General features: G+C 54.3%; 23 protein-coding genes, 3 tRNA genes and 1 other RNA gene. 14 read left to right on the top strand and 13 right to left on the bottom strand.

The genetic code is table 11. The features are described 5' to 3' along the window. Positions 1 to 145 precede the first annotated feature (145 nt). On the top strand, positions 146 to 724 hold the full coding sequence (gene sodB / locus M2407_RS06360; protein ID WP_020826671.1) for a superoxide dismutase [Fe]: 579 nt from the start codon (positions 146 to 148) through the stop codon (positions 722 to 724). 54 nt (positions 725 to 778) lie between these two features. Here the strand turns inward: sodB and M2407_RS06355 are convergent, their stop codons facing one another. Next, the gene (locus M2407_RS06355) at positions 779 to 868 is read right to left on the bottom strand and encodes a YnhF family membrane protein (protein ID WP_020826670.1); all 90 of its coding nucleotides are present in this window, start codon (positions 866 to 868) and stop codon (positions 779 to 781) included. Between the two features lie 323 nt (positions 869 to 1,191). Here M2407_RS06355 and purR point away from each other — a divergent pair, with 323 nt between their 5' ends. Then, positions 1,192 to 2,217: an HTH-type transcriptional repressor PurR gene (gene purR / locus M2407_RS06350; RefSeq protein WP_020826669.1), complete on the top strand. Its 1,026-nt coding sequence runs from the start codon at positions 1,192 to 1,194 to the stop codon at positions 2,215 to 2,217. Positions 2,218 to 2,251: 34 nt separating this feature from the next. Here the strand turns inward: purR and punR are convergent, their stop codons facing one another. Beyond that, positions 2,252 to 3,160 carry a DNA-binding transcriptional activator PunR gene (gene punR, locus M2407_RS06345; RefSeq protein ID WP_122079117.1) on the bottom strand — a complete coding sequence of 303 codons (909 nt, stop codon included), beginning with the start codon at positions 3,158 to 3,160 and terminating at the stop codon, positions 2,252 to 2,254. A gap of 123 nt (positions 3,161 to 3,283) precedes the next feature. Between punR and punC the strand changes: the two genes are divergently transcribed. Next, positions 3,284 to 4,495: a purine nucleoside transporter PunC gene (punC, locus tag M2407_RS06340; protein ID WP_122079115.1), complete on the top strand. Its 1,212-nt coding sequence runs from the start codon at positions 3,284 to 3,286 to the stop codon at positions 4,493 to 4,495. A 340-nt stretch (positions 4,496 to 4,835) separates the two neighbouring features. After that, positions 4,836 to 5,987, top strand: a complete 1,152-nt coding sequence (cfa, locus tag M2407_RS06335) for a cyclopropane fatty acyl phospholipid synthase (protein WP_046373697.1) — start codon at positions 4,836 to 4,838, stop codon at positions 5,985 to 5,987. Between the two features lie 65 nt (positions 5,988 to 6,052). On the opposite strand, the gene M2407_RS06330 is transcribed toward cfa, so the two are convergent. Both M2407_RS06330 and M2407_RS06325 read right to left on the bottom strand, forming a co-directional pair. Then, positions 6,053 to 6,349: an I78 family peptidase inhibitor gene (locus tag M2407_RS06330; RefSeq protein WP_020826665.1), complete on the bottom strand. Its 297-nt coding sequence runs from the start codon at positions 6,347 to 6,349 to the stop codon at positions 6,053 to 6,055. Between the two features lie 29 nt (positions 6,350 to 6,378). Beyond that, positions 6,379 to 7,029 carry a riboflavin synthase gene (locus tag M2407_RS06325; RefSeq protein WP_020826664.1) on the bottom strand — a complete coding sequence of 217 codons (651 nt, stop codon included), beginning with the start codon at positions 7,027 to 7,029 and terminating at the stop codon, positions 6,379 to 6,381. 241 nt (positions 7,030 to 7,270) lie between these two features. On the opposite strand from M2407_RS06325, the gene M2407_RS06320 reads away from it, so the two are divergent. From M2407_RS06320 to M2407_RS06290, 7 genes are all read left to right on the top strand, one after another. Next, positions 7,271 to 8,647, top strand: coding sequence for an MATE family efflux transporter (locus tag M2407_RS06320; RefSeq protein WP_142815288.1), 1,377 nt, complete (start codon positions 7,271 to 7,273; stop codon positions 8,645 to 8,647). A 189-nt stretch (positions 8,648 to 8,836) separates the two neighbouring features. Next, positions 8,837 to 8,913, top strand: a tRNA-Val gene (locus M2407_RS06315). 20 nt (positions 8,914 to 8,933) lie between these two features. Further along, positions 8,934 to 9,010: transfer RNA gene (locus M2407_RS06310), tRNA-Val, on the top strand. Positions 9,011 to 9,030: 20 nt separating this feature from the next. After that, positions 9,031 to 9,107 (top strand) — tRNA-Val (locus M2407_RS06305). Positions 9,108 to 9,231: 124 nt separating this feature from the next. Then, positions 9,232 to 9,537: a cupin gene (locus tag M2407_RS06300; protein WP_259217147.1), complete on the top strand. Its 306-nt coding sequence runs from the start codon at positions 9,232 to 9,234 to the stop codon at positions 9,535 to 9,537. Between the two features lie 404 nt (positions 9,538 to 9,941). Then, complete coding sequence (gene pykF, locus M2407_RS06295) at positions 9,942 to 11,354, top strand: pyruvate kinase PykF (protein ID WP_020826661.1); 1,413 nt, start codon at positions 9,942 to 9,944, stop codon at positions 11,352 to 11,354. A gap of 308 nt (positions 11,355 to 11,662) precedes the next feature. Beyond that, positions 11,663 to 11,899: a major outer membrane lipoprotein gene (locus tag M2407_RS06290; RefSeq protein WP_004943717.1), complete on the top strand. Its 237-nt coding sequence runs from the start codon at positions 11,663 to 11,665 to the stop codon at positions 11,897 to 11,899. A gap of 143 nt (positions 11,900 to 12,042) precedes the next feature. Here M2407_RS06290 and M2407_RS06285 read toward each other — a convergent pair whose 3' ends face one another. The 7 genes from M2407_RS06285 to sufA form a co-directional block, all read right to left on the bottom strand. Beyond that, positions 12,043 to 13,056: a L,D-transpeptidase family protein gene (locus tag M2407_RS06285; protein WP_020826660.1), complete on the bottom strand. Its 1,014-nt coding sequence runs from the start codon at positions 13,054 to 13,056 to the stop codon at positions 12,043 to 12,045. 291 nt (positions 13,057 to 13,347) lie between these two features. Continuing rightward, on the bottom strand, positions 13,348 to 13,761 hold the full coding sequence (sufE, locus tag M2407_RS06280) for a cysteine desulfuration protein SufE (RefSeq protein WP_020826659.1): 414 nt from the start codon (positions 13,759 to 13,761) through the stop codon (positions 13,348 to 13,350). A 93-nt stretch (positions 13,762 to 13,854) separates the two neighbouring features. Further along, entirely contained in the window at positions 13,855 to 15,075 is a 1,221-nt protein-coding gene (gene sufS / locus M2407_RS06275) for a cysteine desulfurase SufS (RefSeq protein WP_020826658.1), read from the bottom strand. Next, on the bottom strand, positions 15,072 to 16,364 hold the full coding sequence (gene sufD / locus M2407_RS06270) for a Fe-S cluster assembly protein SufD (RefSeq protein WP_217331182.1): 1,293 nt from the start codon (positions 16,362 to 16,364) through the stop codon (positions 15,072 to 15,074). The genes sufS and sufD overlap by 4 nt, the downstream gene beginning before the upstream one ends. Next, a complete protein-coding gene (sufC, locus tag M2407_RS06265; protein WP_020826656.1) occupies positions 16,339 to 17,085 on the bottom strand; it encodes a Fe-S cluster assembly ATPase SufC in 747 nt (248 codons plus the stop codon). Before sufC ends, sufD begins: the two co-directional genes overlap by 26 nt. A 42-nt stretch (positions 17,086 to 17,127) precedes the next feature. Further along, the gene (sufB, locus tag M2407_RS06260) at positions 17,128 to 18,624 is read right to left on the bottom strand and encodes a Fe-S cluster assembly protein SufB (RefSeq protein WP_041414521.1); all 1,497 of its coding nucleotides are present in this window, start codon (positions 18,622 to 18,624) and stop codon (positions 17,128 to 17,130) included. Positions 18,625 to 18,638: 14 nt separating this feature from the next. Beyond that, a complete protein-coding gene (sufA, locus tag M2407_RS06255; RefSeq protein WP_020826654.1) occupies positions 18,639 to 19,010 on the bottom strand; it encodes a Fe-S cluster assembly scaffold SufA in 372 nt (123 codons plus the stop codon). A 555-nt stretch (positions 19,011 to 19,565) separates the two neighbouring features. Here sufA and M2407_RS06250 point away from each other — a divergent pair. Further along, entirely contained in the window at positions 19,566 to 19,970 is a 405-nt protein-coding gene (locus tag M2407_RS06250) for a hypothetical protein (protein WP_004943694.1), read from the top strand. 54 nt (positions 19,971 to 20,024) lie between these two features. Here the strand turns inward: M2407_RS06250 and menI are convergent, their stop codons facing one another. Both menI and M2407_RS06240 read right to left on the bottom strand, forming a co-directional pair. Then, complete coding sequence (menI, locus tag M2407_RS06245) at positions 20,025 to 20,441, bottom strand: 1,4-dihydroxy-2-naphthoyl-CoA hydrolase (protein WP_020826652.1); 417 nt, start codon at positions 20,439 to 20,441, stop codon at positions 20,025 to 20,027. Continuing rightward, positions 20,438 to 23,494, bottom strand: coding sequence for an FAD-binding and (Fe-S)-binding domain-containing protein (locus M2407_RS06240; protein ID WP_128865397.1), 3,057 nt, complete (start codon positions 23,492 to 23,494; stop codon positions 20,438 to 20,440). The genes menI and M2407_RS06240 overlap by 4 nt, the downstream gene beginning before the upstream one ends. Before the next feature lie 243 nt (positions 23,495 to 23,737). Between M2407_RS06240 and ydiK the strand changes: the two genes are divergently transcribed. Both ydiK and rprA read left to right on the top strand, forming a co-directional pair. Continuing rightward, the gene (gene ydiK, locus M2407_RS06235) at positions 23,738 to 24,838 is read left to right on the top strand and encodes an AI-2E family transporter YdiK (protein WP_020826650.1); all 1,101 of its coding nucleotides are present in this window, start codon (positions 23,738 to 23,740) and stop codon (positions 24,836 to 24,838) included. A gap of 260 nt (positions 24,839 to 25,098) precedes the next feature. Beyond that, an RNA gene (gene rprA / locus M2407_RS06230) (antisense sRNA RprA) lies at positions 25,099 to 25,209 on the top strand. Positions 25,210 to 25,268 lie beyond the last annotated feature (59 nt).

The following is a 25,268-nucleotide window of genomic DNA, read 5'->3' as shown; positions in this document are numbered from 1 at the left end:
TGATTTTTCTAAAGCACCCAATCCTTTAGCCCGCCCCCACTGTATTTCATCGAGAAAATTGCCAAGCTAAATACCCACAATAAAAACAGGTCAATTTAAGGTCCGTTGCTTTAGCGGCGAGTTGACACTGTACAAGGAGGAAGCAATGTCGTTTGAACTGCCCGCACTACCTTATGAAAAAAATGCCCTCGAACCGCACATTTCGGCAGAAACCCTGGAATACCACTACGGCAAGCATCACAACGCCTATGTGGTCAACCTGAACAATTTGCTGAAAGGCAGCGAGTTTGAAGGATTATCCCTTGAAGCAATCATCAAGGCTTCCAGCGGCGGCATCTTCAACAATGCAGCTCAGGTATGGAATCACACCTTCTATTGGCACTGCCTGTCACCTCAGGGCGGTGGGGAACCTCAGGGCAAATTGGCTGCCGCGATCAACCAGGCTTTTGGTTCTTTTACCGCCTTCCGGGAACAATTCAGCGACGCCGCGGTGAAAAACTTTGGCGCAGGCTGGACCTGGTTAGTGAAAAAGCCGGATGGCTCGCTGGCGATTGTTAATACGTCGAATGCGGCCACGCCGTTGACTGGTGAAGACAAACCGTTGCTGACCGTCGACGTTTGGGAACACGCCTACTACATCGATTATCGCAACGCACGACCGGCCTACCTGGAAAACTTCTGGGCGCTGGTTAACTGGGCATTTGTGGAGGAAAATCTGGCGTAACGCGGGGAAAATACAACCAGGCGTAGCGAACTGCGCCTGGTTGACTGAAGAGTATCAGTTCAATGCTGCGGTGAAGCTAAAAGCGATAATCACAGCCAGCGCACCCAGGGTGGTGAACAGTGACATTTTCAAATCGGTATCCATTACAACTCCTTTTCAGATTGGGTTTCCCAAGGGTAAAAGGCACACAATTAATGTGTTAAACCATTTTCCCACAGTTGGCCGATAAAATCTTGTTATCATTTCCCAGTTTATAATACCGATTACCTCTTCCCCTTTTGCTCAATATGGGACAAAATTCGCAGTTCACAACTGTGTACCGGCAAAATGCCCCTCCTGACCAAGCGCTGACGACTTCAACACACTAAAAACTCAGTTTTCGCTTCTTTGGAGAAGGATCTACGCAGGCAAACGATTAACATCACACTTACATACTGCAACATGTGAGTTCAGGAGTCATTCTTTACATGGCAACGATTAAAGATGTGGCCAAACGCGCTGGCGTTTCCACCACCACCGTTTCGCACGTCATCAATAAGACTCGTTTCGTCGCCGAAGAAACAAAAGCGGCCGTTGGCGCCGCGATCAAAGAGCTGCACTATTCACCCAGCGCCGTGGCGCGCAGCCTTAAGGTCAATCACACCAAATCTATTGGTCTGCTGGCCACATCGAGCGAAGCACCCTACTTTGCCGAAGTGATCGAGGCGGTGGAAAACAGCTGCTACAGCAAAGGCTATACGCTGATCCTGTGCAACTCACATAACAATCTGGACAAACAACGCGCCTATCTGGCGATGTTGGCGCAAAAGCGCGTCGATGGCCTGTTAGTCATGTGTTCGGAATACCCGGACCAACTGCTCGGCATGCTGGAAGATTATCGCAATATCCCGATGGTCGTCATGGATTGGGGCGCCGCACGCGGTGACTTTACCGACACCATTATCGATAACGCCTTTGAAGGCGGCTATCTGGCCGGGCGCTACCTGATTGAACGCGGCCACCGCGATATCGGGGCCATTCCGGGCCAACTGGCGCGTAATACCGGCGGCGGCCGCCATCAGGGCTTTTTAAAAGCCATGGAAGAAGCCAATATCGACGTGCGTGAAGAGTGGATTGTTCAGGGCGACTTTGAGCCGGAATCCGGTTACAAGGCCATGCATCAGATACTGTCGCAGAAGCAACGTCCTACTGCAGTCTTCTGCGGTGGCGATATCATGGCCATGGGGGCGATCTGCGCCGCCGATGAACTTGGCCTGCGCGTACCACAAGACATATCGGTGATTGGCTACGATAACGTGCGAAACGCCCGCTACTTCACCCCGGCACTGACCACCATTCATCAGCCCAAAGAGCGTTTGGGCGAGATGGCCTTCACCATGCTGCTGGATCGCATTATCAGCAAGCGTGAAGAGTCGCAGGTGATTGAGGTTCATCCCAAGCTGGTTGAGCGCCGTTCGGTCGCTGACGGCCCGTTCATCGATTATCGCCGCTAATTATCTACGCCGGACACTCTCGCGGTTTCCGGCGTCATTCTTCGCTTAGCCACTCCTGATTCAAGGTTTCACTGTCTCCCAGATAATCCAGCAACCAGGCCATAGCCGGTGACGGCGTATTTTGCTGCCAGGTCAGGCAACAAGGACTGGCGGGAAATGGCTGTTGCAACTGTAGCGCCACCAGCTCCCCGCGCTGCACCAAAGGCAATACCTGATGCGCGGGCATCATACCAACGCACAACCCGGCACACAGGCAGTCCACCGCAGAAGCCCAGTCCGGCACCACCAGGCGGCGCTGGTTGTCCAACGTCCAGGTCACGCGTTTGGGCAGGTTGCGCGAGGTATCTTCCAGGCACAGCGACGGAAAGGGCCGTAGTTGATCGTCGTTCAACAGCCCCTCTATCGCGGCCAGCGGGTGATGCGGACTGGCCACGCACAACCAACGCATATCTCCCATATCGCGAAAGGCGAAACCGCCGCCCACCGGCACCGCCCTTGTGGCGCCGATCGCCATATCGGCACGACCGTCCACCAGCGCATCCCATACGCCATTAAACACCTCCGGCTGAACCAGCAATTCGACGTCGGGGAAATGGCGGTAAAAATCCAGCACCAATTGGCGACTGCGTTGGGGTTTAACGATGATATCCACCGCTATTTTCAATTGGCCCCGCCAGCCGTTAGCGACCTGTTGGCACTGTCGGCGCGTGTCGAGCATTTTTTTGATGACACCACGCGCTTCCTGAATAAACAGCACGCCCGCCGGTGTCAGTTCCACGTCACGATGACGGCGCTCAAACAGCGGTACCGCCAGCCATTGCTCCAACTGCCGCACCGTATAACTTACCGCCGACGGTACCCGATGCAGCTCCTGCGCCGCGGCGCTGAAACTGCCGGTGCGGGCCACCGCATCGACGACATCCAGGGAATATTCAGACCACATAGCTTTGCCTTCAATTTTTTTAACAGCACCTCGCAAATATTACCGTTTCACAAGCAGAGATCCAGCCGGATACACTTGCCGGCGCTAAAAACCTGCGACAATAAAATATTAACGAGAAATACTATGCGAAATTCCTTTGGTTTTATGTTCTACCTTGCCGGCCTGAGCATGCTGGGATACCTGGCCACCGATATGTACCTGCCCGCCTTCGGCATGATGCAGCAAGATCTGCAGATTTCCGCCGGGGCAATCAGCGCCAGCCTGAGCATCTTCCTGGCCGGGTTTGCCTTTGCACAACTGCTGTGGGGCCCGCTTTCCGATCGCCTCGGCCGTAAACCGGTGTTGCTGATCGGTCTGGCGCTGTTTGCCCTCGGCTGCCTTGGCATGCTGTGGGTGCAAAATGCCGTGCAACTTTGGTCGCTGCGCTTTATCCAGGCGATTGGGGTTTGCTCGGCTGCCGTTACCTGGCAGGCCTTGGTAATTGACCGCTATCGCGAAGGCAAGGCTAACCGCGTGTTCGCCACCATTATGCCGCTGGTAGCCCTTTCACCGGCGCTGGCGCCATTGGTGGGTGCCTGGTTGCTGAATCACATGGGCTGGCGCGCCATTTTCGCCGTGTTGCTGGGCATTACCGTGCTTTTGCTATTGCCGACGCTGCTGCTGAAAGAAAGCGCCAAAACCGTGCCTTCCGACGACAATAAGAAAAGCGCGCTCAGTTTCTTCCATCTATTAAAGTCACGCATCTTCAGTGGCAACGTTATGATCTTTGCCGCCTGTTCTGCCGGCTTCTTCGCCTGGCTGACCGGTTCACCGTTTATTCTTGGTGATATGGGTTATAGCCCGAACGACATCGGTCTGAGCTATGTGCCGCAGACGCTGGCGTTCTTATTAGGGGGCTATGGCTGTCGTACCGCGTTAAACCGCATGAATGGCAACACCTTGTTGCCTTGGCTGTTGGTAGTTTATGGCGTCAGTATGGTTGCATTATATCTGGTTGCCACCCTGACTCAGCCCACGCTCACTACGTTGTTAATTCCGTTCTGCGTGATGGCGTTGGTCAACGGAGCCATTTACCCTATCGTGGTAGCCAATGCGTTGACCCCCTTCCCGGAGGGCACCGGTAAAGCTGCCGCCTTGCAAAACACCCTGCAATTAGGCCTGTGTTTTGTCGCCAGCATGCTGGTTTCGGCCTTTATCGCCCAGCCTCTGTTGGCAACGGTCACGGTAATGGTGTCGACGGTGGTATTAGCCGCGTTGGGCTATCTGATGCAGCGGAGAAAGGTAATGGACGATCGACAGGCGACGCGTCAGGAACATGCTAACTCCGCGTCATAATTGCCAGTATTAATAATCACTTAAAGAATATTTTTGCCGAGTGCGATTTACAGTTGAGTAAGCGCCTCGGCAAGCCTATACTCAAAAACGACCTTTAAAAATAACACTTTTATAATTTCTTTATCACTAGCAACTGTTGTGTACGCGTATGGCGTCACAGTTTTTTAAGGATTGTCTTTCCCGCGTTTCTTGCGCTGGAACCTTCTTAAAATTTTCCTCTGTTCATAGTCGGATATCAGACGCCACGGGATTCTTACCGTAGGTAAACGTATGCACCCGCAGAATTTGTCTAAGCTATTTTTTGACGGGTCATAAGTCAGAAGAAGGTGATGGAGAAGCTATGAGTTCATCGTGTATAGAAGATGTGAGCATCCAGGACAACCAATGGTACCGTATCGCTCATGAAATGCTCAGCATGGCCGGTATTGAAATAAACGGCTCGCGCCCTTTCGATATTCAGGTTAAAAATCCTAATTTTTTTAAACGCGTGCTGCAGGAGGGTTCTCTCGGCCTGGGCGAAAGCTATATGGACGGCTGGTGGGAATGCGAACGGCTGGATATATTCTTTCATCACGTGGTCCGCGCCGGTCTGGAAAAGAAATTGCCCCGCCACCTCAAAGATACCCTGCGAATTGCCGCCGCGCGATTAACCAATCTGCAATCGAAGAAACGCGCCTGGATAGTCGGCAAAGAACATTACGATCTGGGGAACGATCTCTTTACCCTGATGCTGGATCCTTATATGCAGTATTCCTGCGCCTACTGGAAAGAGGCGACCACGCTGGAAGAAGCGCAGGAAGCCAAATTACGGATGATTTGCGAAAAGCTGCAGCTGCAGCCCGGCATGAATTTGCTGGATATTGGCTGTGGCTGGGGCGGGCTTTCTGCCTATGCGGCGAAAAACTATGGCGTTTCGGTGGTGGGCGTGACCATTTCTGCCGAGCAGCAAAAGCTGGCACAGGAGCGCTGTGCCGGGCTGGACGTCGAGATCCTGCTGCAGGATTACCGTGATTTGCATCTGCAATTTGACCGTATTGTTTCCGTCGGTATGTTTGAGCACGTCGGTCCGAAAAATTACCGCACCTACTTCAACGTGGTGGAACGTAATTTAAAACCGGACGGCTTATTCCTGCTGCATACCATTGGTTCGAATCGGACAGATATGAATGTTGACCCGTGGATCAACAAATATATCTTCCCGAATGGCTGCCTGCCGTCGGTTACCCATATTGCCCAGGCCAGCGAAGGGCATTTTGTGATGGAAGATTGGCACAATATTGGCGCTGACTACGATCGCACCTTGATGGCGTGGTACGAAAGATTCAAACAGGCATGGCCGCAGTTGGCCCAACGTTATTCGGATCGTTTCGAGCGCATGTTCAGTTATTACCTGAACGCCTGCGCTGGAGCATTTCGCGCCCGTGACATTCAACTCTGGCAGGTGGTATTCAGCCCGAAAGGCGTAGAAGGCGGTATCCGCGTGACGCGCTAAATATGCACAATAAAAAACCCCGGCCAATTAACCGGGGTTATTCTTATACATGACCTGCAAAAGCATCAGCCGCAATACACGCGAATGATCTTATCCTCGCTGTCGCCCAGGAAATTCAGGCGGCGCAGGTTGAAGTCCATCGTAACCGCTGAGTTATACGGAATCGCACGTACCTGCGACTCAATTCGTACGCCTTCCAGCGAAGACATCGGTTTACCGACATAATTCTGGTATTGCGCCGCACCACAGGTGTCGCTATCGGCATCCACTGTCGGGTTGGCCGCGCCCTGGTCCGGCGAACTGCTACAAGCACTCAGCGCCAGCAGCGCCGTTAACATCAACGTTTTCCCATAAAACTTCACGCGATTGCTCCTCTCTGGTGGGTCGTTTGTCAGATCTTCTGCGCCAGCGCGCTCGCCGCCGCCATTGCCGCTTCGCGGCTTGCCAACACACGTTCAACGGTGTCTACCACCGCCTGCGTTTGCGGGTCGATCTCAATATTCACCTTATCACCCAGGCGTTTTTTGCCCAGCGTGGTACGTTCCAGCGTTTCCGGGATCAGGTGTACGCAAAAACGATTATTCACCACTTCACCGATGGTCAGGCTAATTCCGTCAATACCAATAAACCCTTTGTGCAGAACATATTTCATCAGTTCCGCATTCGGCATACGTAACCATACCTGACGATTATTCTCGGAGGTATAAATCTTGGCAACTTCCGCCGTGCAGATAATATGGCCGGACATCAGGTGACCGCCAATCTCATCATTAAACTTGGCCGCCCTTTCGATGTTAACCACATCGCCCAACGCCAGTTCACCAAGGTTGGTCAGGCGCAGCGTTTCTTTGATCAAATCAAAACTGACGCGGTTACCTTCTACCGCGGTGACGGTCAGACAGCAGCCGTTATGCGCCACAGACGCACCGAGCTCCAATCCAGGCAGCAGCTCGGTAGGCATTTCTATGACGTGGGTACGGAAGTTGGATTTTTCATCAATGGCGACCAGCGGCGCGGTGCCTTGTACGATACCGGTGAACATGTGAGCCTCTTCTTTCTGAAAATGTTTAAAGCGCTTGGGGCAGTTTGCCCCAGTTGGCGAGGAAAACCAAACCCGTGGCGACAAAAAGTCTGTGCCTGCGCATTTAATAACTATTTCATCACAGCATTTGCTTAACCTCGCCGAGCGGGTACAATCTTTTTGACAAAATTCCGCTATTTTTAATTGTTGTCCTTTCGCGACGACCCTCCCCTCCATCATAAATAAATAGAAAGGTGTATGCGTGCAGAAGTACTTCATTGAAGCGCGTAGTTTATTGGCCCTCGCAATCCCGGTAATCATCGCGCAAATATCACAAACCGCAATGGGTGTGGTAGACACCATTATGGCCGGTGCGTACAGCGCCACAGATATGGCGGCGGTTGCCGTCGGTACCTCTATTTGGCTGCCTGCCATTTTGTTCGGGCACGGCCTGTTGTTGGCGTTGACACCGGTCATCGCCCAGCTTAACGGCGCGGGCCGACGAGATCGCATTGCTCATCAGGTGCGTCAGGGCTTTTGGCTGGCGGGGGCGGTCTCGTTGCTGGTGATTATCGTGCTGTATAACAGTAAGTTCGTCATCGACTTGATGCACAATATCGACCCGCAATTGGCGGATAAAGCCGTGGGCTATCTGCACGCCATCATGTGGGGCGCGCCGGGCTATCTGTTCTTCCAGGTACTGCGCGGCCAGTGCGAAGGGCTATCGAAAACCAAGCCGGGCATGGTGATTGGCTTCCTCGGCCTGCTGGTGAATATCCCGATCAACTACATCTTTATCTACGGTAAATTCGGCATGCCGGAATTGGGTGGCGTAGGTTGCGGCGTGGCGACCGGCAGCGTTTACTGGTTTATGTTCCTGGCGATGCGTTGGTACGTGAAGCGCGCCCCGTCGCAGCGCGATATTTTGCCACACGAAGGCAGCAGCCCGCGGCCCGACTGGCCGGCAATAAGACGCCTGTTCGGCATCGGTCTGCCAGTCGCGCTGGCGCTGTTCTTCGAAGTCACGCTGTTCGCCGTCGTCGCTCTGCTGGTCTCTCCATTGGGCATCGTTTCGGTGGCCGGGCATCAGATTGCCCTGAACTTCAGCGCGCTGATGTTCGTGTTGCCTATGTCGTTGGGCGTCAGCGCGACTATTCGCGTTGGCTATCGGTTGGGTGAAGGCTCGGTCGAAGGCGCGCGGATTGCCGCTTATTCGGCTATCGGCGTCGGTATCCTGATGGCCTGCTGCACCGCGCTGTTTACCGCCACCTTCCGCGAGCAAATCGCCCTGCTGTACAACGACAGCCCGGCGGTAGTGGCCATGGCATCACAGCTGATGCTGTTGGCAGCTATTTACCAGATCTCCGATTCTATTCAGGTAATTGGCAGCGGCGTTCTGCGTGGCTATAAAGATACCCGCTCAATCTTCTTCATCACCTTTATCGCCTATTGGGTGCTGGGTCTGCCGAGCGGGTATCTGCTGGCGTTGACCGACATTGTCGTCCCGGCGATGGGGCCTAGCGGCTTCTGGATTGGGTTTATTATCGGGCTGACCTTCGCCGCCATCATGATGGCCTTGCGTATGCGTTGGCTGCAAAAACAGCCTGCGGCACTGATCCTGCAGCGCTCTACCCGCTAACTATCACCACCGGTCGGTTACGCCGACCGGCGGCTTCAGCAGCATGGATTGCAGAAAAAACCGCCGCACTGCACACAAGCGCAGCAATCGCGTGAAATACCGGATAAAATTACGTTTTTCTCCTTGCCAGCGCGCGGGGAGCTCGTTAATATTCGTCCCCGCTGTCAGCCATGACAGACAGGAAAAGATGCGTCCGTAGCTCAGTTGGTTAGAGCACCACCTTGACATGGTGGGGGTCGGTGGTTCGAGTCCACTCGGACGCACCAAATTCCTAAAGCAGTACAGTGCGTCCGTAGCTCAGTTGGTTAGAGCACCACCTTGACATGGTGGGGGTCGGTGGTTCGAGTCCACTCGGACGCACCAAAATTCTAAAGCAGTGCAGTGCGTCCGTAGCTCAGTTGGTTAGAGCACCACCTTGACATGGTGGGGGTCGGTGGTTCGAGTCCACTCGGACGCACCAAATCATAATATCCGCAGCTCCACCCTATCGACCCGACAGTTCCTCAAGCTTTAAAAACTTTGCTCCTGCTACCGCAAACCACATCAGGTATCATCAAGGTCAATACCCTATCAGGACAGATCCCATGCTGAAATTTACCGCAGAGACTGCGTTTGAAAAACTGGACACCGGCCTTACCCGCAGGCAAGGGGTAATGAGCGACGGCACCAGCGCCACGGAAGTGAAGTTCGAAGCAGGAACCTTCGGCCAACTGCAAAAGCGGGCTTACGCTCTGCAGACGCGGGTGGTTTCCGGTGAGTTTGAATTCACCGTCGGCAATGATACCCAGGTGATCGTGGCCGGTGAAACTATCGCCATCCCCGCTAACATTGCCAGCGGCTGCTTCTGCCTGTCGGCCGGTACGCTGCTGGAAATTATCGTATCCGGCTAAAATCGGCCAATGACATGTTTACACTAAGGTTATTTGCGCAACAAACTGCAGCTGTCAGTTTGCATTTGCGCCACATTTGCTGCTGATTTGCCGGATCCGCGCGTTAGCACCGGTTTTTTATTTTGTTTCCCGCCGCTTAGCCTTTATAATGCGCAACGTCTTTCAGTTGAATGGTTTCAGCCCTTGATCTGCGAAAACGCAATAACAACACATTTTCATCTCATCACGTTGCGCAGCATCCCCGCATCCCGGCGCGGGCTGAATTTTTCCGCCCCATTTCGACTCCGGTCACCTATCCTTAACTATGTTTTGCACCACCAGGCACGACTCAAATCCCTTATCAGTGGCCTGACCGCTGGTTTTATTCGTTTTATTATCCATCACAACTTGTAGAAAACTCCGTCATGAAAAAGACCAAAATTGTTTGTACCATCGGTCCAAAAACCGAATCGGAAGAAATGCTGACCAACCTGCTGAACGCTGGCATGAACGTAATGCGCCTTAACTTCTCCCACGGCGATTACGAAGAGCACGGCAACCGCATCAAGAACATGCGCGCCGTGATGGCGAAAACCGGTCAGAACGCCGGTATCCTGTTGGATACCAAAGGCCCGGAAATCCGCACCATGAAACTGGAAGGCGGCAAAGATGCCTCTCTGGTTGCTGGCCAGACCTTTACTTTCACCACCGATCAGAGCGTTATCGGCAACAACGAACGCGTTGCAGTAACCTACGCCGGTTTTAGCGCAGATCTGAAAATCGGCAACACCGTACTGGTGGACGACGGCCTGATCGGCATGGAAGTCACCAACGTGACCGAGAACGAAGTGGTCTGTAAGGTGCTTAACAGCGGTGACCTGGGCGAAAACAAAGGCGTTAACCTGCCGGGCGTTTCCATCCAGTTGCCGGCATTGGCTGAAAAAGACAAGCGCGACCTGATCTTCGGCTGCGAACAGGGTGTGGACTTTGTTGCCGCTTCCTTTATCCGTAAGCGTTCCGACGTGCTGGAAATTCGTGAGCACCTGAAAGCCCACGGCGGCGAGCAGATCCAGATCATCTCCAAAATCGAAAACCAGGAAGGCCTGAACAACTTCGACGAAATCCTCGAAGCTTCTGACGGCATCATGGTCGCTCGTGGCGATCTGGGCGTAGAAATCCCGGTAGAAGAAGTGATCTTCGCGCAGAAGATGATGATCGAAAAATGTAACCGCGCACGTAAAGTGGTGATCACCGCCACCCAAATGCTCGATTCCATGATCAAGAACCCACGCCCTACCCGCGCAGAAGCCGGCGACGTTGCCAACGCCATTCTGGACGGTACCGACGCAGTGATGCTGTCAGGCGAAAGCGCCAAGGGTAAGTACCCGCTTGAAGCCGTTACCATCATGGCGACCATCTGTGAGCGCACTGACCGCGTGATGCCAAGCCGTATCGACAGCCTGAATGACAACCGCAAGCTCCGCATCACCGAAGCCGTATGCCGCGGCGCCGTTGAAACCGCAGAGAAACTGGATGCGCCACTGATCGTGGTTGCCACCAGCGGCGGCAAATCAGCCAAATCCGTGCGTAAATATTTCCCTAACGCCGTGATCCTGGCGCTGACCACCAATGAAGTCACCGCGCATCAGCTGATTCTGAGCAAAGGCGTGATCCCACAGATGGTCAAGGAAATTGCCTCTACCGACGACTTCTATCGCATCGGTAAAGAAGCGGCGCTGGCCAGCGGTCTGGCACAAAAAGGCGACGTTGTGGTGATGGTTTCCGGTGCTCTGGTTCCGAGCGGCACAACCAATACTGCCTCGGTTCACGTGCTTTAATATAAAACGTGACATAATTATTTTGATGAAAACGCCGCTTAGCGGCGTTTTTTTTAGCACTGGTAAACTGTTTTCTCAAAAACGCAACCGTGGATTGCTCATTATTTAGCTAATTATAAATCGGAGTTGTCCCATGGAATCCAGCTGTTTTCCCTACATTTTTTAACTATTTTTCAAAAGAAGCTGTAAGTTTGAGCGAACGATCAAAATAAAGCACTCCAATACAAAAAAATTATTCTCTTTCGAAAAAAGTTTGTGTAATACTTGTAACGCTACATGGAGATTAACTCAATCTAGAGGGTGTTATAATGAATCGTACTAAACTGGTACTGGGCGCGGTAATCCTGGGTTCCACTCTGCTGGCAGGCTGCTCTAGCAATGCTAAAATCGATCAACTGTCTTCTGACGTTCAGACTCTGAACGCTAAAGTTGACCAGCTGAGCAACGACGTGAACGCAATCCGTTCTGACGTTCAAGCAGCTAAAGACGACGCAGCACGTGCTAACCAGCGCCTGGACAACCAAGCTCACGCTTACAAAAAGTAAGATAGCTTCGGTTATTGAAAACGGCGCACATTGTGCGCCGTTTTTTTTGCCTGTCATTTCCGCATTTCCCCCCTTCCGTCTTTAGGCGAAAAAAAAGGGCTCAGCACGCTGAACCCATCGGTATTGACCGCTACGGCTACTTTTTAATTCACCGAACTGATAGGTGCACCCTTGAACGGGCCCTTATTCGCTTCCTGCGAGGCTACAGGCGTTAAACTGACGTCAGAGGGGTTCTGCCCCACGTTAACCAGCACCGGCATGCCAGAGCGGCGTACAACCGCGCTATCGAACACGGCCTTATCGGTCTGCGCATCGCCGACAAAAGCCTTCTCGGCTTTGGACAACGTAATCGGCATGGTCTGCGGATCGTCGCTTTCAACTCTCGACAGCGGCTGATGCACTTCTACGTAACGTTTACCGTCCGGTTCAACCGAAATTTTCACCGGATCGTTAATGACCTGAACACGGGTACCGCGCGGTACCATGTTGAACAACGCCTCGATATCGGTTGGGCGCAGACGGATACAGCCAGAGCTGACGCGCATGCCGATACCGAAGTTGGCGTTGGTGCCGTGGATCAGATACTCACCGTGCCCCATAGCCAGACGCATAGCGAACAGGCCCATTGGGTTTTCAGGACCGGCCGGCACCACGCCCGGCAGCTTCACGCCTTTCTCCAGATAGCGCTTGCGGATATTGGCTGTCGGCGTCCAGGTCGGGTTCGGGATTTTTTGGCTTACGGAGGTCACCTGCAGCGGAGTGTGCATCCCGGTCTGGCCGATACCGATAGGATAAACGATGACCTTGTTCTCGCCTTTCGGGTAGTAATATAGACGCAGTTCGGCCAGGTTGACGACAATCCCCTCACGCTTGGTGTCCGGCAACAGCATTTGGGTCGGGATGGTCAACACCGAACCCGGCTTGGGCAGGAAGGGATCGGTACCCGGGTTGGCCTCAAGCATGCCCAGCAGACCAATTTTATAGTCGGCAGCAATCGCCTCCAGCGGACGCCCATCGTTCGGTACGGTATAGGTGGTGTTCTCGCCAATCAGACGGCTGTCCGGCGGCGGCAGCGGGTATTCGCTCGCGCTGGCGGCTTGCGTGCCGGTCAGTACGGTGGCAAATAGCATGCCCATTAAACTCAACGCACGTTTCATTATCATCCCTATATGCTTATTACGGTTCGGCCACAAGGCTATCTGGCACTTGATGACCGGTAAATCAGACAAGACCTGATTAATACTAGCAATGCTGACGTCAAAGGCAATAAGTCCTCTAAAAATCAACATGTTATAACGTAATCGCTTTCTCCATTTGTCAGTATAACGTCAAGGGATAAGCTGCTGATATGTCACTGATTTGCGGGGTGAATAGCAGGGTTGGGCGGGTTTTGTAAAGACTCATTGACATAGCAAATATAAGCGCCTTATCAATGAGCCTTAGGAATATCAGAGTTTGGCGGCCTGACTGCGGATTGCGCGGATCATGGCTTCCAGCCCCTGAGAACGGGAAGGCGTCAGGTGCTGACTCAACGCCAGTTCGGCGAAAAACGGCCGCACGTCCAGCTCGACAATCTGCTGCGGCGTCATTTGGTGATAAAGAATAAACACCACCGCCAGCAGCCCTTTGACGATAGCCGCGTCGCTATCCCCGTGAAACTCGACCTGCCCTTGTTCATCGAGCCGCATCACAATCCACACCTGGCTCTGACAACCGGAAATCAGATTGCCCGCCTGACGTTCGCTATCGTCAAGCGCCGGCAGCTTCGCGCCCAGTTCGATGACATACAGGTACTTGTCTTCCCAGTTCAGGCAACGGGAAAAATTACGCACCAACTTTTCTTTATCCGGCAAGTTCGCCATGAGGTTCCTTTCAATAATTCAGGGGCCGGCATGCCGACCCCATGTCACTGGCCACCGGCGCTCAGCCAATAGCGCCAAGCCCGACAGTCTACCCTATCCCAGCAGTTTTTGAATTCGCTGCAACCCGGCCACCAGCCGGTCAACTTCTTCGCGGGTGTTGTACAACGCCAACGAGGCGCGGCACATGCTCGGCACATTATAGAACGCCATCAGCGGCATCGCGCAATGATGTCCGGTGCGAATAGCGATGCCGTACTGATCCAGGAAGCTGCCGACGTCATAGGCATGGTGTTCGCCCAGATTAAAGGCGATCACCCCAGCGCGATCCGCCGGACCATAGATCTTCAGCGTCGGTACCTGCTGCAGCGCTTCGAGCGCATAATGCATCAGCGAATGCTCATAATCAGCAATCGCCTCCAGCCCCAGCGCGTTCACGTAGTCAATCGCCGCCCCCAGTCCCATCATGCCTGCAGTATTGGGGGAACCGGCTTCAAAACGCCACGGTGGCTCGGCATAGGTGGTGCCGAGAGTAAGGCTCACCTGCTGAATCATTGAGCCGCCGCCTTCCCACGGTGGCATTTGCTGCAACAGCGCCTGACGACCGTAGAGAACGCCGATACCGGAAGGCCCATACAGCTTGTGACCGGAAAATACGTAGAAATCACAATCCAGCGCTTGCACATCAACCCGTTGGTGCATGACCGCCTGCGCACCGTCAATCAGCACCTTCAGACCGGCAGCTTTGGCCTGCGCCGTAATTTCCTGCACCGGATTGACCGTGCCCAACACGTTGGAAACCTGAGTCAACGCCAGCAGTTTGGTGGTGGCATCGATCAATCCAGGCAGCTGCGCCACATCCAACGTACCATCTTGCTGTAGCGGCCAGACGCGCAGGTTCAGTCCACGCTCTTGCGCCAGCATCTGCCAGGGCACGATGTTGGCATGGTGCTCCATCTCGGTGATGATGATGCTGTCACCGGGCTGCAGGAAGTGGCGACCAAAGCTGTTGGCCACCAGATTGATGCCTTCGGTGGTGCCTTTAACGAATACGATCTCTTCCGCCGAGCCTGCATTGATAAACGCCGCCACCTTTTCACGCACCGCTTCCATTTCCTGTGTCGCCTCGGCGCTCATGGTGTGGATGCCGCGATGCACCGCCGCATAACCGTGACGATAAAAATCCAGCTCGCGATCGATTACCGCCTGCGGCTTTTGCGCACTGGCCGCGCTGTCGAGGTAAGCCAGAGGCTGGCCGTTGACCTCACGCGACAGGATCGGGAAATCGCCGCGTACCCGTTCGATGGGAAAACTCATGCGGCCTCCCCCGGCTCCGGCAAGCGCCGTGCAATGCGCGCCAGCACCGATTCACGAATGGTTTCGTTACCGATCCCCTCAGTCAGCTCAGCGGCAAAGGCAAAAATAATCATCTGTTGCGCAGCGTGCTTGTCGATGCCCCGTGATTGCAGATAGAACAGCTGCTCTTCATCGATACGCCCGACGGTGGCGCCATGGCTACACTTCACGTCATCGGCATAGATTTCCAGCTGCGGTTTGGTATCGACCTCAGCCACTTTGCCCAACAGCAAATTGTGGTTGGTCATCTGCCCATCGGTTTTTATCGCGTGCTTGGCCACTTTGATCATGCCATTGAACACGGCCTTGGCGCGGTCGCTAACCACCACTTTGTGCAATTGGCGGCTTTCGCAGTAACCCTTGTTGTGTTCCAGGTAAGTTCGGGTATCGCACACCTCTTTGCCGACCGGCAGCACAAGGCTGTTGATCACCAAATTAGATCCTTCACCGTTAAGCTGCGCGCTGGTGTTGTGGCGCGTCAGGCCCGCACCGAGCAGGAAGCTGTCACTCTTCACCTGCGCGTCGCGGCCAATCACCAAATCGTTATGGGCAAAGTGGTAACTTGGCTGGCTTTCAAACGCCAGTTTGCAGTGATGCAGTTGGGCATTGTCAGCCACATTGGCGGTCAGGCGTGCGCCGGTGAAATGCGCGGCATCGTTCAAACTGACGTAGTGCTCAATCACTTCGGCCTGGGCGCTGCGCCCAATCTCAAGATGATGACGGTGATGCACGGTGTTCACTCCGCCTGCGGCACCGCGTCCGCTGCTGATATGCAACAGGTACAAAGGGCGTGACGCGCTTTTACCGGCCGCCACGCGGATAATGCTGGTTTCCTGCGCCAGGCTTTCGGTCAGGTGCAGAAAAATTTCAGGCTGAATGGGCTCAGGCAGCGCCTGTGGCGTGCCGTAGGAGGCAACGTCAAACTGATAATCGCCCAGTTCGCCATCGCTCAGCGCCGCACTGAAACGGCCGTCGATAAACACTAACCGATATGCATCGATAGCCAACGCCAGTGCATCCACCTGAGCCGTGGTCACCTGCTCTACAGGCGGCTCCAGGAACTGCTGCTCCAGCAGGCCTTCCAGCGGCGTGTATTTCCAGTTCTCATGCTTGCGGGTCGGCCAGCCCAGGCGTAAAGCCTGCTGCCAGTGCGCCAGCGCATGCGCGGAATGCTCGCCGCCACGCTCTTCGAACAGGCTGTAAAGCTGCTGCAGCGCGCGTGAGTTATTGTTCGTCGGTAAGCCAGCCATAGCCCTGCTCCTCCAACTGTTTCACCAGGGAGAAGTCGCCGGATTTGACGATGCGCCCCTGGGAAAGAACATGAACGTAATCCGGTTTGATGTAATCCAGAATACGCTGGTAGTGCGTGACGATAATGAACGATCGCTTGCCGTCGCGCAGCGAGTTAACGCCGTTGGCGACGATCTTCAGCGCATCGATATCCAAACCGGAGTCGGTTTCATCCAGAATGCACAGATCCGGCTCCAACGCCGCCATCTGCAGAATATCATTACGCTTTTTCTCCCCACCGGAGAAACCGACGTTGACCGAACGGGTCAGCAGATCGGGCGGCATGTTCAGCAGTTCAATCTTCTCTTCGATAAAATCAGCGAAATCGAAGCGATCGAGCGCCTCCTGCTGGCGGTATTTTCGCACCGCATTCACGGACGTCTGCAGGAAGAAATGGTTGCTGACGCCGGGAATTTCCACCGGGTACTGGAACGCCAGAAACACGCCTTCGCCGGCACGATCTTCCGGATCCAACTCGAGCAGGTCTTTACCTTTAAAGGTCACCTCGCCCTCAGTGACTTCATACTCTTCGCGCCCTGCGAGGGTCGCCGAAAGCGTGCTTTTGCCCGAGCCGTTCGGCCCCATGATGGCATGCACTTCACCGGGTTTGATCTCCAGGTCCAGACCCTTGAGGATCTCGTTGCCTTCCGCGCTGACTTTTAAATTCTTGATACTTAACATGCAGTGTCCTTAGGTCGCGCTTTCGCGCTGTAAATCCGGCGATTAGCCCACGCTGTGTTCCAGGCTGATGGCCAATAACTTCTGCGCCTCGACGGCGAACTCCAGCGGCAGCTCAGAGAACACGTCCTTACAGAATCCGTTGACGATCATCGAAATGGCATTGTCTTCACTGATGCCACGTTGCAGGCAGTAGAACAGTTGGTCATCGCCAATTTTTGAGGTGGTGGCTTCATGCTCCAGCTGCGCGCTGTTGTTACGCGCCTCAACATAAGGGAACGTATGGGCGCCACTGTCCGGCCCGATCAGCATCGAGTCGCACTGGGTAAAGTTACGGGCGTTTTCCGCTCCCGGCAGGATCTTCACCAGGCCGCGATAGGTGTTCTCGCTGTGCCCGGCAGAGATACCTTTGGCGATGATGGTCGAACGGGTGTTCTTGCCGATGTGGATCATCTTGGTGCCGGTGTCCGCCTGCTGATGGCCGCTGGTCAGCGCCACAGAGAAGAACTCACCGATAGAGTTGTCGCCCTGCAGGATCACGCTCGGGTATTTCCAGGTGATGGCCGAGCCGGTTTCCGACTGGGTCCAGGACATTTTCGACCCGGCACCTTCGCACAGTGCGCGCTTGGTGACAAAGTTCAGGATCCCGCCCTTGCTGTCACCGCCGGAGAACCAGTTCTGTACGGTCGAGTATTTCACTTCGGCGTCTTTGTGCAGGATCACTTCCACCACCGCCGCATGCAGCTGATAGCTGTCGCGTACCGGAGCAGAGCAGCCTTCGATGTAGCTGACATAACTGCCTTCGTCGGCGATCAGGATGGTGCGTTCGAACTGCCCGGTTTTGGCGGCGTTAATACGGAAATAGGTCGACAGTTCCATGGGGCAGCGTACGCCCTTCGGCACATAGACGAAGGTCCCGTCAGAGGCCACCGCGGCGTTCAGCGCGGCGAAGAAGTTGTCGTTTGAGGGTACGACGCGGCCGAGGTATTTGCGTACCAAATCCGGGTATTCGTGGATCGCCTCGCCGAACGAACAGAAAATCACCCCGCTCTCGGCCAACTTCTCGCGATAGGTGGTGGAGACCGAGACGGAGTCAAAGATCGCGTCCACCGCCACTTCACTGCCTTCTCGCACCGGCACGCCGAGCTGGTTAAACGCCAGTTCAACCTCGCTGGTCAGGTAATTGTTGTCCGTGACCGCGCCGGGCTGCTGTTCTGCGCCGGGCTGCGAGCCGCAGGCGTCATCACAACTGCCGCAGGACGGCGCCGAGTAATAGCTGTAGTCCTGGTAATTCAGCCGGTCATAGTTGGCTTTCAGCCAGTGCGGCTCTTCCATTTGCAGCCAGGCACGGTAAGCCTCCAGGCGGAACTCCAGCATCCACTCAGGTTCGTTACGCTTGGCCGAGATGGCGCGCACCACGTCTTCGTTGATGCCTTTCGCTAACTCGTCGGTAGCCAGTTGGGTAAAAAAGCCTTCTTTATAGCGACCTTCGCTGACCCAAGCCTGCACTTCATTAGGCATTTCTACATTGCTTCGTGTCATGTTGATTGCATCGCTCAAACGCCAAAACTCTCGCCGCACCCGCAGGCATGCTGAGCTTTAGGGTTGTTAAATTTGAATATCTGATTCAGCCCTTCACGGACAAAATCCACCGTGGTGCCATCGATAAACGGCATGGCTTTTAACGGCACATACAGTTTGGCGCCATCGCGCTCAAACAGCAGGTCGTCGTCAGCGGGTTCACGGGTGAGATCCAGCACATAGGCAAACCCGGCGCAGCCTGACTGCTTCACCCCGAGCTGCAGCCCCTTCACCTGCGGATCCTGCTGCATTAATTTAGTAATTTGTTGTACGGCATTATCACTGAGCAAAATGCCTTGCCAGACATTTTCGTCCAGAGAAAAGGTGCCGACATTTTCCGTTTGCATATGGCCTACCTCACACTCGTGTTTTTCCACAGCCAATCTGGGTTGCTACTATGTTAGTGATAACAATTATCACTTCAACCGTTTGTTTTGCGGGGGTATCCGCCAAAAACCCGGATTTTCGTTTCGGCATGCGGCAAGCGCGCGGGACAGTCAGCGACACAATCGCTGCAGGTCGGCAAGGGGATCAATTTATCCCTATGAATTTACAGCACATCCTGTACTACCTTCGCGCTTGCCTATTGGCTCGAACGCTTTACAGATCCGGATTTTTATTTTGCTTTAAACATTCATAGAAAATACCTATTTCTGAATTTTGTCTGTCTTAAAAATGCGTTTATCGACAATAAGGGACTTTTCCCACTCTTTCGCGCTTCACTGCAGGCAGACAATTCGCAGGCTCTATGACTAAAGTTTAGTCGTTACTGACCATATTGGGTCGCCGTGCGCTCAATGCATCCCCCTGCCGCGATAAAAATTTCAACAGAATGATTGATCGTAAACGCGCCAGTAAATATGATAATGATTATCATTCAATTACAAATTGAGCGCGGGCAAATGAATATCTCGATGAATGCGTGGCTGCTGGGCAAAATTGATGACTATAAGTTCAGCGTGCGTGACGCCACGGTAGATTTCTACATGGCGGAAGCGTCGCTCAGGCGGCCGGAGTGCAATATCAACCACCTGAAACGCTACAACAATGTCAGCCTCAACATGGCCAATCTGTGCCTGGAAAACGGCGATGATGAAAGCTATCTGCACGCGTTGAGCAAGCTGCATAATCGGCTGATCGTGGAAATCAACAATCCGCAGCGCTGCCAGCTGTTTCGGGTTCAGAGCTACCATTTTGCCCGCCATACCCTGACCCTGATCTGCCAGAAATACGCGATGGAAGGCACCTGGGAGAAAGCCAACGCCTTCCAGAAGGACTTCGTCAAGCGGGTGCCGTTTCAGCTGTAACCCCGCCGACTGACAAGAAACCCGCAGGCCGGAATGCCTGCGGGGGAAGGAAACTTAATCGATCACTGCGGTGGTTAAACGCGAAGTGCAGCAAAGGCGGTCGCGCGAATCGAAGATTTCAATCTGCCACACCTGATGCCGACGGCCAACATGCAGTGCGCGACAAACCCCGCGTACCTGGCCTTCAAACACCGCTCGCAGGTGGTTGGCATTGATCTCCAGCCCTACTACTTTCTGATCGCCCTCGCTGCACAGGTAACCAGCCATCGATCCCATCGACTCCGCCAGCACCACCGAGGCCCCACCGTGCAACAAACCAAACGGCTGCCGCGTACGGTGGTCCACAGGCATGGTAGCCTCAAGGTAATCCTCTTCCATTCGGGTAAACTGGATCCCCACATGGCTGACCATGCAGCCTTCACCGGCCTGGTTTAATTGTTCCAGCGTCGTTTCTCGTTTCCACAGTTTCACTCAATCATCTCCAGAAGTGCCTGTAATGGGTGCCGTACACCGTTACCCTCAATACGTTTGACCTGGCTGCGACAGGAGTAACCGGTCGCCAGACAACGTTGCCGCGGCAAACGTTGCAATGCCTGGTGCCATGATAGCTCATAAATGCCGAGCGAATTCTGCAGGTTCTTCACTTCATGCCCGTAAGTACCCGCCATGCCGCAGCAGCCTACGCTGACATTTTCCAGCCTGGCGCCGAAGCGAGCAAAGATCGACGTCCAGTGCTGACCGCTGGCTGGTAAGGCCGTGGTTTCAGTACAGTGACCGAACAGATACCAGGCCTCACCGGTCGCAGGCTGTTCAGCCCGCTCGGCCAGCAGTTGCTGCAACCATTCGTGCACCAGTTGCACCTGGAAGTCCCCGCGGGTTTCCCCCAGGATCTCGTTATATTCATCGCGATAACACAGCACCAGCGCCGGATCGACCCCCACCAGCGGCATACCGAGTTTTGCCACCCGATTGAGGAAATCGGCGGTTTTGCGCGCAGTACGAGCAAAGCGCGTCAGGAATCCTTTGATATGTTGCGCCTTGCCATTCGGAGAAAACGGCAGCAGCACCGGCCGGTAGCCGAGCTTTTCCACCAGCCGTACAAAGTCCGCCACCACTTTGGCATCGTAATAGCTGGTGAAGGGATCCTGCACGATCAAAACGTGCTGCTCGCGTTGTTCAGCATTCAGCGCTTCAAGCTGTTCCAGCGTCATGGTCGTGGCACCATGGCCGGAAAGCTGTTGACGCAGCGTCGGGCTGGAGAGCATCGGCAAATCAACCATGCCGACAGTATTGCGGCTTAGCTCACGCACCCAGGGCTGACGGAAGAAGAAGTTGAACACCTTGGGCGCTTTCGCCATCAGCGGCGTATAGCTCTCTACCCCGGCGACCATATAGTCACGCGCCGGCCGCAGATAACGCGTGTGGTAAAGCTGCAGGAAACGCGAACGGAAGCCCGGCACGTCAATCTTGATCGGGCATTGGGTAGAACAGGCTTTGCAGGCCAGACAGCCGGACATCGCCTCTTTCACCTCGTGCGAGAAGTCATATTCGCCTTTGCCGGCGTACCAGCTGTTACGGGTTTTCTCGATCAGCGTTCGGAAACTGAGCCGCTGCTGTGGCAGCTGTTTTTCCAACGCCACGGGATCGACGCCCTGCTCGGACAGCAGACGCAGCCATTCACGCACCAGCGCGGCCCGGCCTTTTGGCGAATGGATACGATTGCCGGTGATTTTCATCGACGGGCACATCGGGCTACGCACGTCAAAGTTGAAGCACAGACCGTTGCCGTTACATTCCATCGCCCCCCGGAACGAAGTACGTACCTCGACAGGAATGCGGCGATCGAGGGTACCGCGCTTGACGGCGTCCACTTTCATCATTGGCGCATCGACGCCCAGCGGCGAGCAAATTTTGCCAGGGTTGAGGCGGTTGTTCGGATCGAATGCGGCTTTGATGCGACGCAGTTCCAGATACAGCTGCTCGCCGAAAAACTCCGGGCTGTATTCGGCGCGGAAGCCTTTACCGTGTTCACCCCACAGCAAGCCGCCGTATTTGGCGGTCAGTGCCACCACCCGATCGGAGAGCTGTTTCATCAGCACTTCCTGCTGGGGATCGCACATGTCCAGCGCGGGACGCACATGCAGCACGCCGGCATCGACGTGACCGAACATGCCGTAGCTGAGGTTGTGGCTGTCCAGCAACTGACGGAATTCGACGATGTAATCGGCCAGATGCTGAGGCGGCACGCAGGTGTCTTCGGCAAAGGGAATCGGTTTGGCCCGCCCTTTGGCGTTACCCAATAACCCGACCGCCTTTTTGCGCATGTTATAAATGCGCTCGATGCCCACCAAATCACCACAGATCTGATAGCCAATCACGCCGCCCTGCCTCTCGGAGATCAGCTCGTCCAATCGCAAGCACAGGCTTTCCATCTGCTGGTCGATCAGGACCTGGTCGTCACCGGCAAATTCGACGATGTTCAGGCCCAGCATCTCTTTATCCGGCACGTTGGTGATCAGTTCGCTCACCGAATGCCAGACGATATCCTCACGCGCCAGGTTCAACACCTTGGAATCGATGGTTTCTACCGACAACGCCTTGGCTTCAACCATAAAGGGCGCATTACGCAGCGCGGAATCAAAGGAGTCGTATTTAACGTTCACCAGGCGGCGCACCTTCGGCAGCGGCGTAATGTCCAACCGCGCTTCGGTAATAAAGGCCAGAGTTCCTTCGGCGCCGGTCAGGATACGCGTCAAATCGAAGGTTTGCAGATCGTCGCTAAACACGTGTCGTAGATCGTAGCCGGTCAGGAAGCGGTTTAGCTTGGGGAATTTTTCCAGGATCAGCGCGCGTTGGTCACGGCAACTGTTGAGTACCGTTCGGTAAATCTGCCCCTCAAGGGTTTCCTCACAGGCAATCGTTTCCGCCAGTGGCGTCGGCATGGCGCGAGTGTCGATCATGTCGCCGCCCAGCAAAACCGCCCGCAGGCCCAGTACGTGATCGGAGGTTTTACCGTACACCAGCGACCCCTGGCCGGAAGCGTCGGTATTGATCATGCCGCCCAGCGTGGCGCGGTTACTGGTGGAAAGCTCCGGCGAGAAAAAATAACCCAAGGGCCGCAGGTACTGGTTAAGCTGGTCTTTGATCACCCCAGCCTCCACCTTGACCCACCCCTGCTCGACGTTGATGTCCAGAATACGGTTCATGTGGCGCGACATGTCCACCACGATGCCGCTGTTAAGCGACTGTCCGTTGGTGCCGGTTCCGCCGCCGCGGGGGCTAAAGGTCAGCGCGTTGAAACGCTCTTCAGCCGCCAGGCGTGCAATCAGCGCCACGTCTGCGGTGGAGCGGGGAAACACTACCGCGTCGGGCAGCAACTGATAGATACTGTTGTCGGTCGCCATCGTCAGCCGGTCGGCGTAGCTGGTGGCGATATCGCCATTGAATCCGTTTTGCTTTAAGGCTTCCAAAAAGTCGAGCACCCGTTGAACGAGGCCGGGTGCCTGAGAAATCTGTGGGATCATTCGCTTTTTGACCCTGTCTGTCTATTTTTTATGCGCTTATGCACGCTGAATCAGGCCTTTATTCAGACCCACCCTACTTTTTATTAGGCATAAAAACTAACATACTCGTTTAGTGAAGGCATGCACATTATTAGGTCGTCAGACGACGCGCGATAAAAGGTGCGGCGCATGATGAAAAGTGACGAAAATGCACCATGCTTAATCTAAACAAAGGAATTAACTTACCAGGATGAGAACCCATTCATGACAATCCCCCAGTCCCGATACGATTTGCCACGGATTATTTTTGGCGTGCTGTTTATCGCCATTATGATCGTCGCCTGTTTTTGGGTCATTCAACCGTTCATTCTCGGCTTTGCCTGGGCCGGCATGGTGGTTATCGCCACCTGGCCGCTGCTGATCAAGCTGCAAAAAATACTTTGGGGCCGCCGCTCGCTGGCCGTGTTGGTCATGACGTTGCTGTTGATCCTGCTGTTCATCCTGCCGATTTCTCTGCTGGTCAGCAGCGTGGTCGACAACAGCGCGCCCGTGGTTGCCTGGGCCAGTACCCCCGGCAAGCTGCATATTCCCGATCTGGCGTGGCTGCAATCGATCCCGATGATCGGCGATAAGATTTATAACAGCTACCATACGCTGGTGAGTGCCGGCGGCACCGCCCTGGTGGCGAAAGTGCAACCCTACTTCGGCCAAACCGCCACCTGGTTTGTGGCGCAGGCGGCGCATATTGGTCGCCTGTTGTTACATTGCACGCTGATGCTTTTGTTTAGCGTATTGCTCTATGCCCGTGGTGAGCAGGTTGCCCTGGGCATTCGCCACTTCGCAACGCGTCTTGGCGCCGAACGAGGCGATGCTGCCGTCGTGCTGGGTGGTCAGGCAATCCGTGCGGTGGCTTTGGGCGTGGTGGTGACGGCGCTGGTACAATCGGTATTGGGTGGTATTGGCCTGGCGGTGACTGGCATTCCAGCCGCCACCCTGCTGACGGTGCTGATCTTTATCTGCTGTGTCGCGCAACTGGGGCCGCTGTTGGTGCTGGTGCCAGCCATTATCTGGCTGTACTGGAGCGGTGACACCACCTGGGGCACCGTGCTGCTGGTCTGGAGCTGCGTGGTGGCTACGCTGGATAACGTATTGAGGCCGGTGCTGATCCGCATGGGTGCCGATCTGCCGATGCTGCTGATCTTGTCCGGTGTTATCGGCGGCCTATTGGCTTTCGGCATGATTGGCCTGTTTATCGGCCCTGTGGTGCTGGCGGTGTCTTATCGCTTGCTCACCGCCTGGATGAACGAAGCACCGGAACCGACAACCGATCTGGAAGAAGTCGCCAAAGACCTGGAACAGATGTAATCCGGATCTCTGCCCGGCTCCCCGGGCAGAATCCTTTCTTTATCCACACCCATTCTCATTTACTTCAATCCGTCGCGGCGATAATTAATAAAGTCCCTCTGAATGCCGGGCTAACGGGCATTAATTAAACATACCGCATGAATACATCTTTTTAGCCTGAAGATAGAATTGAGCAAGGTTTAAAATAAATGGGAACCTGGATCTTGATTAGGATGATTCTTAATGACTAATTTCGTTTAAATATCTAGTATTATTGCCATCTATTGCTTCAAACATCTGATTTAAAGCAAGATTTCCTAACAATGTAATGCCATACATGTGAATTGCTGTGTGTAGTCTTTGCCCGTCTCCTATGATGGGCTTTTTTTTATTCTTTTTTTGGCCAAGATTAATGCCGATATCCATTCTATTTACATTCAGAAATAATAAA

The sequence above is a fragment of the Serratia sp. BIGb0234 genome (assembly GCF_024809915.1).
Taxonomy (GTDB): Bacteria; Pseudomonadota; Gammaproteobacteria; order Enterobacterales; family Enterobacteriaceae; genus Serratia; species Serratia liquefaciens.
This window is presented reverse-complemented; position numbering and strand designations above follow the sequence as displayed.

Coding starts and splice junctions, on each gene's coding strand:
- sodB (WP_020826671.1), top strand. CDS start 146: ATGTCGTTTGAACTGCCCGCACTACCTTATGAAAAAAATGCCCTCGAA.
- M2407_RS06355 (WP_020826670.1), bottom strand. CDS start 868: ATGGATACCGATTTGAAAATGTCACTGTTCACCACCCTGGGTGCGCTG.
- purR (WP_020826669.1), top strand. CDS start 1,192: ATGGCAACGATTAAAGATGTGGCCAAACGCGCTGGCGTTTCCACCACC.
- punR (WP_122079117.1), bottom strand. CDS start 3,160: ATGTGGTCTGAATATTCCCTGGATGTCGTCGATGCGGTGGCCCGCACC.
- punC (WP_122079115.1), top strand. CDS start 3,284: ATGCGAAATTCCTTTGGTTTTATGTTCTACCTTGCCGGCCTGAGCATG.
- cfa (WP_046373697.1), top strand. CDS start 4,836: ATGAGTTCATCGTGTATAGAAGATGTGAGCATCCAGGACAACCAATGG.
- M2407_RS06325 (WP_020826664.1), bottom strand. CDS start 7,029: ATGTTCACCGGTATCGTACAAGGCACCGCGCCGCTGGTCGCCATTGAT.
- M2407_RS06300 (WP_259217147.1), top strand. CDS start 9,232: ATGCTGAAATTTACCGCAGAGACTGCGTTTGAAAAACTGGACACCGGC.
- pykF (WP_020826661.1), top strand. CDS start 9,942: ATGAAAAAGACCAAAATTGTTTGTACCATCGGTCCAAAAACCGAATCG.
- M2407_RS06290 (WP_004943717.1), top strand. CDS start 11,663: ATGAATCGTACTAAACTGGTACTGGGCGCGGTAATCCTGGGTTCCACT.
- M2407_RS06285 (WP_020826660.1), bottom strand. CDS start 13,056: ATGAAACGTGCGTTGAGTTTAATGGGCATGCTATTTGCCACCGTACTG.
- sufE (WP_020826659.1), bottom strand. CDS start 13,761: ATGGCGAACTTGCCGGATAAAGAAAAGTTGGTGCGTAATTTTTCCCGT.
- sufS (WP_020826658.1), bottom strand. CDS start 15,075: ATGAGTTTTCCCATCGAACGGGTACGCGGCGATTTCCCGATCCTGTCG.
- sufD (WP_217331182.1), bottom strand. CDS start 16,364: ATGGCTGGCTTACCGACGAACAATAACTCACGCGCGCTGCAGCAGCTT.
- sufC (WP_020826656.1), bottom strand. CDS start 17,085: ATGTTAAGTATCAAGAATTTAAAAGTCAGCGCGGAAGGCAACGAGATC.
- sufB (WP_041414521.1), bottom strand. CDS start 18,624: ATGACACGAAGCAATGTAGAAATGCCTAATGAAGTGCAGGCTTGGGTC.
- sufA (WP_020826654.1), bottom strand. CDS start 19,010: ATGCAAACGGAAAATGTCGGCACCTTTTCTCTGGACGAAAATGTCTGG.
- M2407_RS06250 (WP_004943694.1), top strand. CDS start 19,566: ATGAATATCTCGATGAATGCGTGGCTGCTGGGCAAAATTGATGACTAT.
- M2407_RS06240 (WP_128865397.1), bottom strand. CDS start 23,494: ATGATCCCACAGATTTCTCAGGCACCCGGCCTCGTTCAACGGGTGCTC.
- ydiK (WP_020826650.1), top strand. CDS start 23,738: ATGACAATCCCCCAGTCCCGATACGATTTGCCACGGATTATTTTTGGC.